Here is a 14,602-nt window from a genome sequence, read left to right on the forward strand (position 1 = left end):
TTTAATTTCTGTTGTAAATTTTAAAAATAAAAAAGGACGTATTAATACGTCCTTTTTAGTTTCTAACTCAGACCTGATTACATATCTGCTTCTAAAGCATGTACAGGCTGCTCAGCTTTTAACTTACGGCGTTTAAATTGATAAGCCACCATTAAGCACAAAATCCATCCCGGAATCATCATCACAGCCACACGCATATCTGGCGTTAGCGACATGACAACTAAAATTCCAAGCATAAACACCATGCAAAGATAGTTGCTAAATGGGTACATGAAGCTTGGGAATTTCGTAGTTTGACCTTGGCGCATCATGAATTTACGGAATTTTAAATGTGTCCATGAAATTACCACCCAGTTAATCACAATCGCTGCAACTACAAGCATCATGAGCAAACCAAATGCTTTTTCAGGGAAAATGTAATTTAACAATACACATAAAATAGTGACTGCCGCAGAAAGAATCACTGCATTGGTTGGGATACCGCGTTTATTAATACGTGCAAATACTTTTGGTGCATTTCCTTGCTGAGCAAGGCCTAACAACATACGGCTACTGCAATAGCTTGTACCGTTATAAACTGAAACCGCAGCAGTCAAAATCACGAAGTTGAGTAAAGTCGCAACGCCTTGACTGTCTAAAGAAGCAAACACCATTACAAAAGGACTGCCACCTTGTGCCATTTGATTCCAAGGGAATAATGAGAATAAAACAAGAAGCGTTGCAATATAGAAAATCAAAATACGATAGATAATCTGATTTACCGCTTTAGGTAAGGTTTTGTCTGGGTCACGTGCTTCAGCCGCAGTAATACCGAAAAGCTCGATACCGCCAAAAGCAAAAATAATGACTGCCATTGCCATCACCAAGCCTTCAACACCAAACGGGAAGAAACCGCCTAATGCCCAAAGGTTACTGATACTTGCTTGTGGCCCTGCTGTACCGGTTGCAAGTAAATACGAACCGAAAGCAATCATGGCTAAAATTGCTAAGATTTTAACAATGGAAAACCAAAATTCCATTTCGCCAAAAAACTTAACGTGCAATAAATTAATACCATTAATGAGAATAAAGAACGTTAGCGCGGATGCCCACGTTGGGATTTGCGGCCACCAATATTGAATATACAGACCAATTGCACTTAACTCTGCCATACATACCAGTACGTTAAGTACCCAGTAGTTCCATCCTGACATGAAGCCTGCAAATGGTCCCCAATATTTGTAAGCAAAATGACTAAAAGAACCACTTACTGGCTCTTCGACCACCATTTCACCGAGCTGGCGCATCATTAAAAAAGCAATAAATCCTGCAATCGCATAACCCAAGATTACCGATGGACCTGCCAATTTAATCGATTGTGATATACCAAGAAACAGCCCTGTACCAATCGCTCCACCCAATGCAATCAGCTGGATGTGACGATTACTCAAACCGTGTTTCAGGTTTCCTTGCTCTTGTGTTGACATATGATTATTCTCATCCTTGTCACGTAATTTTTTTCCAATAAATTACGTATATCATAAATTGATCAGATTTTCATAGAGATTGATGAAAAAATAATTGCGTTACTTTTCTCATAACCGCGCATGAAAACAGAAAATGCAAGAAATAACAATTATTATGCAATGTGTAATTAAATTATGTATTGCGTAATTTTATGAATTCAGTATTATAAGAACCATGAAGCAATTGGTTGGCTCGGTCTATATCAAACCCATAAGTAAAAAAATGATCTAAACAAGGTTAAAACTTATTGAGTAGCTCAGTCCCTAGACCGAACTTTTATTTGTATAAGACACGAGATGAAGACAAGGAAGCGAAAATGGAACAAAAACTAAACTCTTTTATTGAAGTTTCACCTCAATCTGATTTCACTATTCATAATTTGCCTTATGGTATTTTTAGTAGAACAGCCGAAGGCGAGCGTCAGGTCGGTGTAGCTATTGGTGATTGGGTCATTGATCTCGCTGCTCTTGAAAAGCATGGTCTTTTAAAACTTTCAGATCAAGACACATACTTTAACCAGCCTACACTGAATAAATTTATTGAATCAGGCAAAGCTAACTGGTCTAAAGTTCGTAAAACATTACAGTCTCTTCTTTCAGTTGAAAATTTAACGCTTCAAGAAAATGAAGCATTACGCCAAGAAGTTCTAGTGAAGCAAGACAGCGTGACTTTACATTTACCTGTTCGCGTACCTGGCTATACCGATTTCTATTCTTCTAAAGAACACGCGACCAATGTCGGCTGTATGTTCCGTGACCCTAAAAATGCCTTGCTTCCAAACTGGACCGAATTACCTGTAGGTTATAACGGTCGTGCTAGCTCTGTTGTCGTGAGCGGAACTCAAGTGGTACGCCCATCAGGTCAAATCAAACTTCCAAATGAAGAACGTCCGGTTTTCTCAGCAACTCGTAAACTCGATTTCGAACTTGAAACAGCATTTATTGTAGGAAAACCAACTCAGTTGGGGCAGCCTATCTCGATTGAAAATGCTTGGGACCATATTTTTGGAATGGTTCTGCTAAACGACTGGTCAGCACGTGATATCCAGCAATGGGAATACGTTCCTCTAGGTCCATTCAACTCAAAATCTTTTGCTAGCGCTATTTCACCTTGGGTGGTAACGCTTGAAGCACTTGAACCATTTAAAGTTGAAGGCCCGGAACAAGAACCAAAACCACTGGCTTATTTACAAGAAAATATCGCCAACAGTTACGACATTAATTTGAGTGTTGAGATTCACACACCAAAATCAGCACAAACTGATGTGATCTGTAAAACCAACTTCAAATATATGTATTGGTCTATGGCTCAGCAGCTGACTCACCACACCATTGGAGGCTGTAACGTTCAGGTCGGTGACTTAATGGGTTCAGGTACCATTTCAGGTTCTACACCTGACTCTTATGGCAGCTTGCTTGAGCTCACTTGGAACACCACTAAACCATTAACACTTGCCAATGGTGAAACTCGTGGTTTCTTACAAGACGGCGATACGCTCATCATGAAAGGTCACTGTGAGAAAAATGGTATCCGTATTGGCTTTGGTGAAGTTCGAAACACTGTACTTCCTGCATTAGATTTTGATTTTGCAGAAACTTCGGAGCCTGACTATGAAGCTGTATAGTTACTTTCGTAGCTCTGCAGCTTACAGAGTACGGATTGGCCTCAACCTAAAAAGTCTCGCTTATGAAACTGCACCAGTTCATTTAGTTAAAAATGAGCAGCAAAGTAAAGACTATTTAAAGTTAAATCGCAGTGCCCTAGTGCCAACTTTAGTGGACGGCGATTTAACCTTGTCACAGTCATTAAGTATTTTGGAATATCTAGATGAACAATATCCAGAAACCAAACTACTTCCAAATGATGTGAAAGAGAGAGCCAAAATCCGTGCTTTTGCACAAGCAATCGCTTGTGATATTCACCCCTTAAACAACTTACGCGTTCTGAAATATTTAAAAAATGACTTAAATGTCTCGGACGAACAAAAAAATTATTGGTATCAGCACTGGATTATTGAAGGCTTTCAAAGTCTCGAACAGCAACTTCAAGATTCAAATGGACAATTTTGCTTTGGACAACAAGCAACGATTGCCGATTGCTGCCTGATTCCACAGGTCTACAATGCGAAACGCTTCAAGATAGATTTATCTGCGTTTCCAAAAATTGAATCAATTTATCAACATTGTTTGTCTATCCCAGCCTTCTATAACGCGGCACCAGAACAACAACCAGATTGGGAATAGTAAAAGGAGTTTCAACATGACATTTGCCATTAAAAAAATACATCACGTTGCATATCGTTGTAAGGATGCGAAAGAAACTGTTGAGTGGTATAAAAAAATGCTCAATATGGACTTTATCTTAGCTTTTGCTGAAGACCATGTTCCTTCAACAAAAGCCTTTGATCCTTATATGCATTTATTCCTAGATGCTGGTCAAGGCAACGTTTTGGCATTTTTTGAATTACCAACTCAACCAGAAATGGGTCGAGATGAAAATACGCCTCAATGGGTTCAACATATTGCTTTTGAAGTTGAAGACTTAAATGCCCTAATGGCTGCGAAACAACATTTAGAAGAAAATGGCGTGAAAGTGTTGGGCGTGACGAACCATGGAATTTTCCACTCAATTTATTTCTTCGACCCAAATGGCCATCGTTTAGAACTGACTTATAACGATGTTCATGCTGAAGAAAAAATTGCAAAAATTACTGAAGAAATGAAAGCTGAAATGTTAGATGAATGGAGCAAAACCAAACGCGCTCCACACCACACTCACTTCTTACATGAAGAAGAGTTAGGAACCTAATTTTAAAACAGCAAACTAAAAAATCGGCATTGATTAGAATTGTTTGAATGAACGGTTCTATATCAATGCCGATTTATATTATTTAAAAACGCTAAATTTCTAGAAAATTGCGCTATAAATGAGAGCATAGTGATTTTAGAAAATTGTTGATTATTAAACATGCCAATTTCGCTAATAGAAAAAGGTGATTTCTATTTCTCGCGAGGCTCAGGCATGATGTAAATCGCAGCAATTTCAATTTATATTTTGATCGTCACTGTTTAACAGCTGAAGTAAATTTATTAAGGGTATTTAAATGATTGAAGAAAAAGTATCTGGGGGGGTTCAATCACTTGAAGTCGGTTTATCTGTACTAAACGCCCTCTTGGAACACAATCAACCTATTATTCTCAAAGATCTATCTAGCAAGCTAGAAATGCATCCGGCTAAAGTACACCGCTATCTGGTTAGCCTTATTCGTATGGAATATGCAAAACAGCTTGATGATGGTCAATACGCCCTAGGCGATCAGGCATGGCGCTTAGGTCTAAACTGTGTTCAACATAGCGACACACTACAGCTCGTACAGCATTTAATTTACGACCTACAAAACAAAATTGGTTGCGGCATACAAATTAGTAAATGGTCGCCTAAAGGCCCTGTCGTGGTTCAGTCAATTGAGTCTAACCACCCTATTTCGATTGTTACTAAAGTCGGCTCGATTATGCCTTTAGTTAATTCTGCTGCAGGACGTTTATTTGCTTCTTATCTTCCAGAGCATTTTGTTCGCCCCTTAATGGAAGCCGAATGGCAAAAGCATCAGGAACTTGGGCTAAATATTGCCCCACACAACTGGCAAGAATTTTTAGAACTTAAAGAAACTATTCGCCAGCAACAAATGTCAGCAGCGAAAGGTGATTTACTCACAGGTATTAACGCAGTAGGTCTACCAGTATTTAACTCAAACCAGAGCATTGAGTTTTGTATTGTGGCACTGGATAGTGAAATGTTTTTACCCGTCGACCCACAAAGTAAAATTATTGAAACGCTTAAAAATGAGATTAATTTAATTAATCAATATATTAAAAGCCGCTAATCATGAGCCATAAAAAAACCAAGAGCAATACTCTTGGTTTTTTTAGATTAGAGACAAAGCAAAACTTATTTTGCTTCGAGAACGCCACGGCGAATTTGGTCACGTTCAATCGATTCAAACAGTGCCTTGAAGTTACCTTCACCAAAACCGTCATCATCTTTACGTTGAATGAATTCGAAGAATACTGGTCCAATCATATTTTGAGAGAAGATTTGCAATAAAAGCTTCTTCTGACCATCTTTAGTATTACCATCAAGCAAAATACCGCGCTGCTGTAATTCACTAGTCGGTTCGCCATGCTCAGGTAAACGGTCTTCCAACATTTCATAATACGTGTTTGGCGGTGGAGTCATAAATTGTAGACCCAAGCCCTTTAACTTATCCCAAGTCGAAATTAAGTCATCACAAATAAACGCAATATGCTGAATACCTTCGCCATTAAAATCAGCTAAGAATTCTGCAATTTGACCGTTACCTTTGTCTGAGTCTTCATTTAAAGGAATACGGATCATGCCATCTGGAGCAGTTAACGCTTTAGATGTTAAACCCGTATATTCGCCTTTAATGTCGAAGTAACGAATTTCTTGGAAGTTAAAAATCTTCTCGTAGAAATTTGCCCAGTACTCCATACGGCCTTTGTAGACATTATGAGTTAAGTGGTCAATTTCATTTAAACCCGCACCTTCAGGGTGACGCTGTGCATCATCAAAGAAAACAAAGTCATTTTCATAAATGTCACGGTCAACTAAGAAAATTGGCATGCCACCAATACCTTTAATTGCCGGAATGTTAAGCTCCATTGGCCCAATATTAGATTGCATTGGTTCTGCACCAAGCTCAACAGCCTTTTTAAAAGCTTTTGCCGCATCACGTGTTTTGAATCCCATTGCGCAAGCAGATGGGCCATGCTCATTGAAAAAGAATGAAGCATAAGATTCTGGCTGATAATTCAGGATAATATTGATATTTCCTTGACGCCATAAGTACACTTTTTTCGATTTATGCTTGGCTACTTTTGAAAAGCCGATGGTTTCAAAAATTGTATCTAATTCATTTTCTTTTGAAACAAACTCAATAAATGCAAAACCGCATAGTTCTAATGGGTTCTCTAAAATATCCATCTAGTTTCCCTCTGGTGATTACCTGATCCGTTTATTTCTGCTGATCTGGTCAGCTCCTTTCTCTATAGAATACGCATTTGCTAGGAGAGTGTTTGAACCGTCAAAATGCCTTAGCCCAACGCATCCTATGAGAAAAAAACCAATAATTAAAACGATGATTGAGTGAGCACGAAGCCGATGATTAATTTCCCTTCTATATGGTGTTTATTTTCCATACACACAGTCCTTTCTTATCTAAAAGTACGATTGAGTTTTTTCAATAAACCTTTAAAAATCGCCTTTTCCTAAAGTCATTCCTAGATTTATGGAGGCCAACATCCTTGTTGGACCTCCAATGGCCATTTACCTTAAAACAGATGCTACTAAAAACAATTAAATTATGCAATACATAATTTAATTATGAATTGTGTAATTTATTAATCAAATTATGCAGTTTGTTTGTGCTTGTTTTAGATTTCATATTTTATAAATCATTGGGTACACTCACATGGCTTTTAAAGTTCTAACGGCGGAAAACTCATGATTTTAATCAGTGCTTGTTTAATTGGTGAACCTGTACGTTATGACGGCCGATCATGCTTGCACACTACGCTTCAGCAGTTATTTTTAAATAAAAAAGCCCATGCACTTTGCCCAGAGTTATTAGGTGGATTTAGCACGCCTCGCTTACCCGCAGAAATTGTAGGAGGAACAGGTCAAGATGTACTTGATTGCAAGGCAAAAATTACTGACTCATCTGGTTTAGATGTGACAGCGCTCTATTTAAAAGGTGCTCACCGCACTCTAGAAATTGCACAGCAAATAAAAGCAAGTTGTGTGGTTTTAAAAGAAAATAGCCCATCTTGCGGCAGTCAAAAAATTTATAACGGAACTTTTCAAGGTGAGAGAATTACGGGTGTTGGGATTACCACAGCACTGTTACAGCGCCATGGTTTTAAAGTGATTTCTGAAAACGAAAATTGAAGAATGGTTAGCAGCACATCCCCTTTAGTGAATTAATCAGCTTTTAATTGAATGGATTTGTCTACCTCTGTACGACTTGCCCAATAAGTCGCAAGCGCAGGACCAGAAATATTGTGCCAAAGGCTGAAAATCGCGCTTGGTACTGCTGTAATCGGAGAAGCAGCAAAATGTACTGCTGCAAGTGCCACACCTAAACCTGAGTTTTGCATACCGACTTCTACCGCAATTGCTTTACTGTCTGCATAAGGCAATTTAAAGAAACGAGCTGCGGTAAAACCTAATAAATAACCAAACCCATTATGCAATATCACCACAGCTAAAATAAGCAAACCCGATTGAAGAATAGCTGCTTTGCTTCCACCAATAATGGCTGCCACAATCGCGACAATTGCAATAACTGAAACTAAAGGCATGACTTGAATATAAGATTCGACCTGACGCTTAAGCCAAGTTCGCAAAATCAGACCAATCACAATAGGCAGTAGCACCACCTGCAAAATCGAAATAAACATCGAAGCTGCATCTATCTTTAACCATTGGCTGGCTAGCAGATAGAAAATTGCAGGTGTTAATACAGGTGCTAAAAGTGTTGATACCGATGTACAGGCGACCGACAAAGCCACGTTGCCCTTGGCCATATAGGTAATCACGTTTGAAGCTGTTCCGCCTGGGCAACACCCCACTAAAATAACGCCGACTGCAATTTCAGGCGGTAAATTAAATAATTTACATAGAACATATGCTAAACCGGGCATCACCACAAACTGGGCAACCACCCCAATTAAGACGGCTTTAGGGCTTTGCAATACCCCTTTAAAGTCATCAACGGTCATGGTCATTCCCATACCGAGCATAATAATCCCTAAGATCCATGGGATGTACGCTTTAAGCCAGACAAAAAACTCAGGTTGCCATAGCGCTAGAGCCGCAAAAACAATGACCCATAAAGCAAACGTTTTCTGAACAAATTGAGTAAAACGTAATAATGCAGACATGCTGTTCATCCATATCAAATCGCAATTAAAGCCCAAATAACATGAGCACTCTCTTTAACATTCACTCAACAAATCAGTCGATTGAATACGGACAACACCCTGTTGCTGCATCGCTTGCCATGCCTGTTCTAAAGAGCCGTTCAGATTAATACCCTTACAGGCATCTTCAATCACTAAAGTTTTAAAGCCGAGTTGAACTGCATCTAAAGCAGTCCATGCGACACAAAAGTCCGTAGCAATTCCGACCACATAAACCGTATCAATGCCGCGCTCTTTTAAGTAACCCGTTAAACCCGTCATTGTGCTGTGGTCTGCTTCCATAAAAGCCGAATAGCTATCAATATGAGCATGAAAGCCTTTTCGGATAATCAACTGGGCCGTTGGAATATTCAAATCTGGATGAAATTCGGCATCTTGGCTACCTTGTACACAATGCGTAGGCCAAAGCACTTGTGGTCCATAATCGAGCTCAATGGTTTCAAATGGCTGTTTACCCACATGGTTGGTAGCAAAAGAAATATGATTATCTGGATGCCAATCTTGTGTCAGAACGACATTTTCAAAACAACGCGCCAATTGGTTAATGGTTGGAATAATTGTATCGGCGTCGGCAACTGCTAAATTTCCACCCGGCGTAAAACCATTTTGTACATCAACTACGACTAAAGCCGAATTTTGTGGTTGTTTCTTCATTTTCATGCCATCTTAAGTCCCATTCGGGAAAAATATGCATTTTATCTTGCCATAAAAAAGACCGTAGCAAGTAAGGATTCGCAGAATTGAATCATATTGTCATATTTACTGTCTTTTACTTGAAATGATCAAATTGGCATTCTATGTTTTGCTCAAGTTTACATAGGGTTTATCAGTTAAGCATATTGTTCTTATGCGTCTGATCAGTCATAATTTGCATAATTGTCATTCAACAATCTGTTATTGTTAGAACTGGACAATCAAAATACTGCAACCATCCCACATTTTGTTTTTCTTACCTCAGATTCGGATGGATAAATAGGATATTTTTTAAAATGACTCAGCAAGCACAGACCATTCAAGGCTCAATCGTCGCAATTGTCACTCCCATGTTGAAAGATGGCGGTGTAGATTGGAAGGGTCTTGAGAAGCTGGTTGAGTGGCACATAGAACAAGGTACAAACAGTATTGTAGCCGTCGGTACAACCGGCGAAGCCTCAACATTGAGCATGGAAGAGCACACACAGGTTATTAAAGAAATTATTCGTGTAGCCAATAAACGTATTCCAATTATTGCCGGTACTGGTGCAAACTCAACCCGCGAAGCAATCGAATTAACTAAAGCAGCTAAAGACCTCGGTGCTGATGCCGCTTTACTTGTAACACCATACTATAACAAACCAACCCAAGAAGGCCTTTTCCAACACTATAAAGCGGTTGCTGAAGCTGTTGAATTACCTCTTATTCTTTATAACGTACCTGGTCGTACAGGCGTAGACTTGTCAAACGATACAGCGGTACGTTTAGCAGAAATTCCTAACATTGTAGGTATTAAAGACGCAACAGGTGATGTGCCTCGTGGTAAAGCTTTAATCGATGCTTTAAACGGCAAAATGGCTGTTTACTCAGGTGACGATGAAACTGCATGGGAACTTATGCTTCTTGGCGCAGATGGTAATATCTCGGTTACTGCAAACATTGCACCTAAGGCAATGAGCGAAGTATGTGCGGTTGCAATTGCTAAAGATGAGCCACAAGCGAAGACGCTTAACAATAAGATTGCAAATTTACACAATATTCTATTTTGCGAATCTAACCCAATTCCTGTGAAATGGGCACTACATGAGATGGGACTGATTGATACTGGTATTCGTTTACCACTCACTCCTCTCGCTGAGCAATATCGCGAACCTCTCCGCAATGCCCTAAAAGATGCGGGAATTATTTAATAAGAGCAATTTATGATGCAATTACGTCTTGGTTTAGTCCTTGCAGTTTCAGCCTTAAGTTTAGCTGGCTGTGGTCGCTTCGCACTCAATAATCACTCTTTAGATTATAAAAAAGCAAAGCAACTCGCCCCGCTTGAGTATCCTGCCGATGCAACTGTACGACCAGCGACGCCTTTGTATCCTGCACCAACAGTAGACCAGCTCGCTATCGATCACGCACCGAAGTTTGAAAACAAGCGTGGCAATCGTTTTGCATTGCCTCGCCCTGAACAAACTCAAGGTGATACAGCAGATACATCTGCTCAATCAGGTAGCGCGCTTAGTCGCCCTCAACTTGTAACAGATGGTAATAAAAACCCACTGTTAAAAATTGATGGAAGTACCGCTGAAATTTGGCAATACACCAAAGCAACCCTAAGCACGTTAAATTACAGCATCATCGCTCAAGGTAGTAATCAAGCGACGATTAAAGTAAATGACAAAACTTATGTGCTTAAACTGACTGGTGTTGGCTCTAGTCATAGCCTTGCTCTCTTTAATCCAGACAACACTTTTGCAAGCCCTGAAGTTGCGGCAGAAGTGTTAAACCAGATTTACCAAAATTGGCCAGCCTAGTCGTTTACTAGGCATTTTTTTTTAAAAGGTTCCCTCATGTTAAAACAAACCTTGCTCTATACTGGTAAAGCAAAATCTGTATATGAAACAGACAATGCCGACCATCTGATTTTAGTCTTTCGTGATGATGCCTCTGCGTTCAATGGCGAAAAAATCGAACAACTAGATCGTAAAGGCAAGGTGAACAACCGTTTTAACGCCTTCATCATGGAAAAACTTGCTGCTGCGGGTATTGAAACGCATTTTGAAAAATTGCTTTCTCCAACTGAAGTTCTTGTAAAAAAACTTCAAATGATTCCTGTTGAATGCGTAATTCGTAACTACGCAGCTGGTTCTCTATGCCGTCGTTTAGGTGTAGAAGAGGGTAAAGAACTTACTCCTCCTACATTTGAATTGTTCTACAAAGATGATGGCCTAGGCGATCCAATGGTTAACGAATCTCAAGCGATTGCTTTAGGTTGGGCGACTGCTGAACAGTTAGAACAAATGAAAGTGTTAACTTATAAAGTAAATGATGTATTAAAAGCATTATTTGCTGAAGGCAACATGATCTTGGTGGACTTCAAACTTGAATTTGGTGTTTTCCATGACCGTATCGTACTTGGTGACGAATTCTCTCCAGACGGTTGCCGTTTATGGGACAAAGACTCTAAGAAGAAACTCGACAAAGACCGTTTCCGTCAAGGTTTAGGCGGTGTTGTTGAAGCTTATGAAGAAGTTGCAGCTCGTTTAGGCGTAGATTTATCTGACATCTAATTAGCCAGACTTTATAAGAAACCGAGCTGAATTGCTCGGTTTTTTATTTTCTAGGCACTAAAATTCAGGAAAAGTAGACAGATTTGTATATTTAATTAAATTATTACTTGCACAATATAAAAGCAAAGCACTAAAATCTAAAAAAACATTAATTGCATCACAATAATTAAATTTAAAGTATGGTGAACCCTATGGAACTACTTAAGCCTGAAAAGAGATTAATGAATCACTCAATACATTTTGGTGAAAATCCATTAGTGATTTTATCTAATTTTAGCGACTCTGCTTTGAAACAAGGTTGGAGCGAAGCTGAAGTGGAAACCGTCATTTCTGAAGCTTCTCAAGGTGACTATATGAAACTCATACGGACTTTGAGAACATATACCTTACTTTAATTATTGTTACTGCTGTTATCTGATTTGCTGTAAATCTTTATCGACCTCTTCTTATATTTAGCTGTCCTATCTGGTTAATTGCTTTTATTCGCATACTATTTTGCTTAGCGTCGTATCTTTCAATTTATAAAAAGATACATAAAGCTGTTATGAATCAACTAGATTTATTCTGAATGCTGCCTTAACAATAAACAAAAATAATAAGTAGAAAATATTTATTTTATAAGGAGTAAGCATGATGGACCATGAAATAGAGGAAAAAAAGGTCGAGCAAACCTTAAGCTGGCGTGAAAAAATGGCAGTCGAAGAACATGAAAAACTGTCACCCCGTTTAGTCTATGAAATTATCCGCCGTGATGGTGCAGAAGAACTGGAACGGCCAACAGCTGCACTAATCTTTTCAGGAATTGCGGCAGGTCTAGTCATCAGTTTTTCTTTTGTATTTAAGGCGATTATCGCTTCTTATCTTCCAACTGATGCGGTCTGGACCGATTTAATCACCAATGTCGGTTATACCATTGGGTTCCTGATCGCTATTTTGGGCCATATGCAACTCTTCACCGAAAATACCATCACCACAGTTGTACCTCTATTCAAACCCTTTACTCTCGAAAAATTACAAGCTGTAGGCCGATTATGGGGGATTGTGATTTTATGCAACATCATTGGAACAGCTTTAGCGAGTTTATTTTTCTTAACTACTCACCTGTTTACACCCGATATTGACAAGGCACTAGACGAGCTAGCACATCATGTTGCGTCTTTTTCTGCGACCGAAAACTTGCTGAAAGGTATTATGTCAGGGCTGTTAATTGCTGCACTAGTCTGGATGCTGCCTTCAGTTAGTAATAAATTCCTACTCATCTTTTTCATGACATATTTGATAGGACTCGGTGACTTTACCCATGTAGTAGTAGGTTCTACCGAAATGTCTTATCTAGTTTGGCAAGGAGATGCCTCTATTAGTGAATATATTTTTAATTTCCTGATTCCAACCACCATTGGAAATATTATTGGTGGTACAGGCGTGTTTACCCTGCTGATTTATGGTCAGGTTACTGAGGAATTGGAACAATAGCAGGACTGAATAAAACTATTGTTCCTGCTGCCATCTGCGTTGCTGTAAGCGTTCGCCTTCAACCTCACGCTTATTTCTCGCGGACTCGTAGAGTTTGGTTCCCTTCAACTCAGGTGGCAAATAGTCTTGCAACACAAAGTGCTCCGGGTAGTCATGAGGATAGAGATAATTGATGCCATAACCTTGCTGTTTCATCAGCTTGGTTGGTGCATTTCTCAAGTGTAAAGGCACTGGTAAATTTGCCGTTTTCTCGGCAAGTTCCAATGCTTTGTTAATTGCTAAATAAGTACTATTACTTTTTGCACTTGTTGCTAAATAAACCGCGGTTTGGCCCAAAATAATTCGACCTTCAGGCATACCTACTGCTTGAACAGAGCGGAAACATTCACCTGCAAGCAAAAGCGCATTTGGATTCGAGTTTCCAATGTCTTCTGAGGCTGCAATCAACATACGTCTTGCAATAAAAACAGGATCTTCTCCGCCTTTAAGCATACGAGCCATCCAATACAGAGCTGCATCTGGATCACTACCACGAATCGATTTAATAAATGCAGACACGAGGTCGTAATGCTGCTCACCCGATTTGTCATAACGTGCAATGTTTTGCTGGGCAACTTTTACCACCACAGCATTGGTAATGGTATTTTCAATTTCTGGCTCAAAAGTACTCGCAATTAAGTCTAGTAAATTAAGCGCTTTACGGGCATCGCCTGCTGCAAACTGCAAAAGGGCATCGTACTCTTCAATATGAATGTAACGTTCTTTTAAGAATTTATCGGCTTGGAGAGCATTGTTGAGTAGCGTCTGAATTGCTTCGCTGTCTAAACTGTTTAAGGTATAGACCTGACAACGAGATAAAAGCGCACTATTGACTTCAAAAGACGGGTTTTCAGTGGTCGCGCCTATTAAGGTAATTTTTCCTTTTTCTACAGCCCCTAGTAATGCATCTTGCTGTGATTTATTAAAGCGATGAATTTCATCAATAAAAACCACAGGTGTTAGTAAATCACCACTTTCTGCAATTACTTCACGTAATTCTTTTACCCCCGTATTCAGAGCAGACAAACTCACAAATGGGCGGTCTATTGCTTGCGCCAAAAGCAAAGCAATTGTTGTTTTACCAACACCTGGCGGTCCCCAAAAAATAATAGAAGGTAAATGCCCCTGATCAATCATTTGACGCAGTGGTGCGTGTTCACCTAACAAATGATCTTGCCCAATAATTTCAGACAAATCTCTCGGGCGCAGGCGTTCAGGAAGTGGAATATGGGTGTCTGACATCTCAAATAGCTTTATCGTCTTTTCACTATAGTCTATTGCGTCTCACAGAAATCTACAATTTGAATCTATGAGACGCGTTCTTTATTT

Annotated in this window: 14 protein-coding genes and 1 pseudogene; 10 read left to right on the forward strand and 5 right to left on the reverse strand. The window is 39.4% G+C overall.

Annotated features, from left to right (window positions below; translation table 11 throughout):
• Nucleotides 1-77 precede the first annotated feature (77 nt).
• On the reverse strand, nucleotides 78-1,466 hold the full coding sequence (locus B554_RS0114320; protein ID WP_019458593.1) for an amino acid permease: 1,389 nt from the start codon (nucleotides 1,464-1,466) through the stop codon (nucleotides 78-80).
• A 356-nt stretch (nucleotides 1,467-1,822) separates the two neighbouring features.
• Here B554_RS0114320 and fahA point away from each other — a divergent pair, with 356 nt between their 5' ends.
• The 4 genes from fahA (at nucleotide 1,823) to B554_RS0114340 (ending at nucleotide 5,389) form a co-directional block, all read left to right on the forward strand.
• Nucleotides 1,823-3,130: a fumarylacetoacetase gene (fahA, locus tag B554_RS0114325; RefSeq protein WP_019458594.1), complete on the forward strand. Its 1,308-nt coding sequence runs from the start codon at nucleotides 1,823-1,825 to the stop codon at nucleotides 3,128-3,130.
• Nucleotides 3,117-3,749, forward strand: coding sequence for a maleylacetoacetate isomerase (gene maiA, locus B554_RS0114330; RefSeq protein WP_019458595.1), 633 nt, complete (start codon nucleotides 3,117-3,119; stop codon nucleotides 3,747-3,749). The genes fahA and maiA overlap by 14 nt, the downstream gene beginning before the upstream one ends.
• A 16-nt stretch (nucleotides 3,750-3,765) precedes the next feature.
• Entirely contained in the window at nucleotides 3,766-4,314 is a 549-nt protein-coding gene (locus B554_RS0114335) for a VOC family protein (RefSeq protein WP_004704758.1), read from the forward strand.
• A 295-nt stretch (nucleotides 4,315-4,609) separates the two neighbouring features.
• The gene (locus B554_RS0114340) at nucleotides 4,610-5,389 is read left to right on the forward strand and encodes an IclR family transcriptional regulator (RefSeq protein WP_019458596.1); all 780 of its coding nucleotides are present in this window, start codon (nucleotides 4,610-4,612) and stop codon (nucleotides 5,387-5,389) included.
• Between the two features lie 65 nt (nucleotides 5,390-5,454).
• Here the strand turns inward: B554_RS0114340 and hppD are convergent, their stop codons facing one another.
• Nucleotides 5,455-6,510, reverse strand: coding sequence for a 4-hydroxyphenylpyruvate dioxygenase (hppD, locus tag B554_RS0114345; RefSeq protein ID WP_019458597.1), 1,056 nt, complete (start codon nucleotides 6,508-6,510; stop codon nucleotides 5,455-5,457).
• Between the two features lie 519 nt (nucleotides 6,511-7,029).
• Here hppD and B554_RS0114350 point away from each other — a divergent pair.
• Nucleotides 7,030-7,501, forward strand: a pseudogene (locus B554_RS0114350) (DUF523 domain-containing protein).
• Between the two features lie 4 nt (nucleotides 7,502-7,505).
• On the opposite strand, the gene B554_RS0114355 reads toward B554_RS0114350, so the two are convergent.
• Nucleotides 7,506-8,468 (reverse strand): bile acid:sodium symporter family protein, encoded by a 963-nt coding sequence (locus tag B554_RS0114355; protein ID WP_019458598.1) that lies wholly within the window; start codon nucleotides 8,466-8,468, stop codon nucleotides 7,506-7,508.
• 54 nt (nucleotides 8,469-8,522) lie between these two features.
• Nucleotides 8,523-9,167, reverse strand: coding sequence for a bifunctional nicotinamidase/pyrazinamidase (gene pncA / locus B554_RS0114360; RefSeq protein WP_019458599.1), 645 nt, complete (start codon nucleotides 9,165-9,167; stop codon nucleotides 8,523-8,525).
• A 329-nt stretch (nucleotides 9,168-9,496) separates the two neighbouring features.
• On the opposite strand from pncA, the gene dapA reads away from it, so the two are divergent.
• The 5 genes from dapA (at nucleotide 9,497) to B554_RS0114385 (ending at nucleotide 13,234) form a co-directional block, all read left to right on the forward strand.
• Complete coding sequence (dapA, locus tag B554_RS0114365) at nucleotides 9,497-10,390, forward strand: 4-hydroxy-tetrahydrodipicolinate synthase (RefSeq protein WP_004704743.1); 894 nt, start codon at nucleotides 9,497-9,499, stop codon at nucleotides 10,388-10,390.
• Nucleotides 10,391-10,405: 15 nt separating this feature from the next.
• On the forward strand, nucleotides 10,406-11,005 hold the full coding sequence (locus tag B554_RS0114370; protein ID WP_081400406.1) for a lipoprotein-34 precursor (NlpB): 600 nt from the start codon (nucleotides 10,406-10,408) through the stop codon (nucleotides 11,003-11,005).
• Between the two features lie 36 nt (nucleotides 11,006-11,041).
• A complete protein-coding gene (gene purC / locus B554_RS0114375) occupies nucleotides 11,042-11,761 on the forward strand; it encodes a phosphoribosylaminoimidazolesuccinocarboxamide synthase (RefSeq protein ID WP_002119240.1) in 720 nt (239 codons plus the stop codon).
• Nucleotides 11,762-11,952: 191 nt separating this feature from the next.
• The gene (locus B554_RS0114380; protein WP_019458601.1) at nucleotides 11,953-12,156 is read left to right on the forward strand and encodes a hypothetical protein; all 204 of its coding nucleotides are present in this window, start codon (nucleotides 11,953-11,955) and stop codon (nucleotides 12,154-12,156) included.
• 238 nt (nucleotides 12,157-12,394) lie between these two features.
• Complete coding sequence (locus B554_RS0114385) at nucleotides 12,395-13,234, forward strand: formate/nitrite transporter family protein (RefSeq protein ID WP_019458602.1); 840 nt, start codon at nucleotides 12,395-12,397, stop codon at nucleotides 13,232-13,234.
• A 15-nt stretch (nucleotides 13,235-13,249) separates the two neighbouring features.
• Here B554_RS0114385 and B554_RS0114390 read toward each other — a convergent pair whose 3' ends face one another.
• Nucleotides 13,250-14,515 (reverse strand): replication-associated recombination protein A, encoded by a 1,266-nt coding sequence (locus tag B554_RS0114390; RefSeq protein ID WP_004704731.1) that lies wholly within the window; start codon nucleotides 14,513-14,515, stop codon nucleotides 13,250-13,252.
• Nucleotides 14,516-14,602: the final 87 nt, after the last annotated feature.

The organism is Acinetobacter sp. GG2 (assembly GCF_000292385.1).
Classification (GTDB): domain Bacteria; phylum Pseudomonadota; class Gammaproteobacteria; order Pseudomonadales; family Moraxellaceae; genus Acinetobacter; species Acinetobacter seifertii.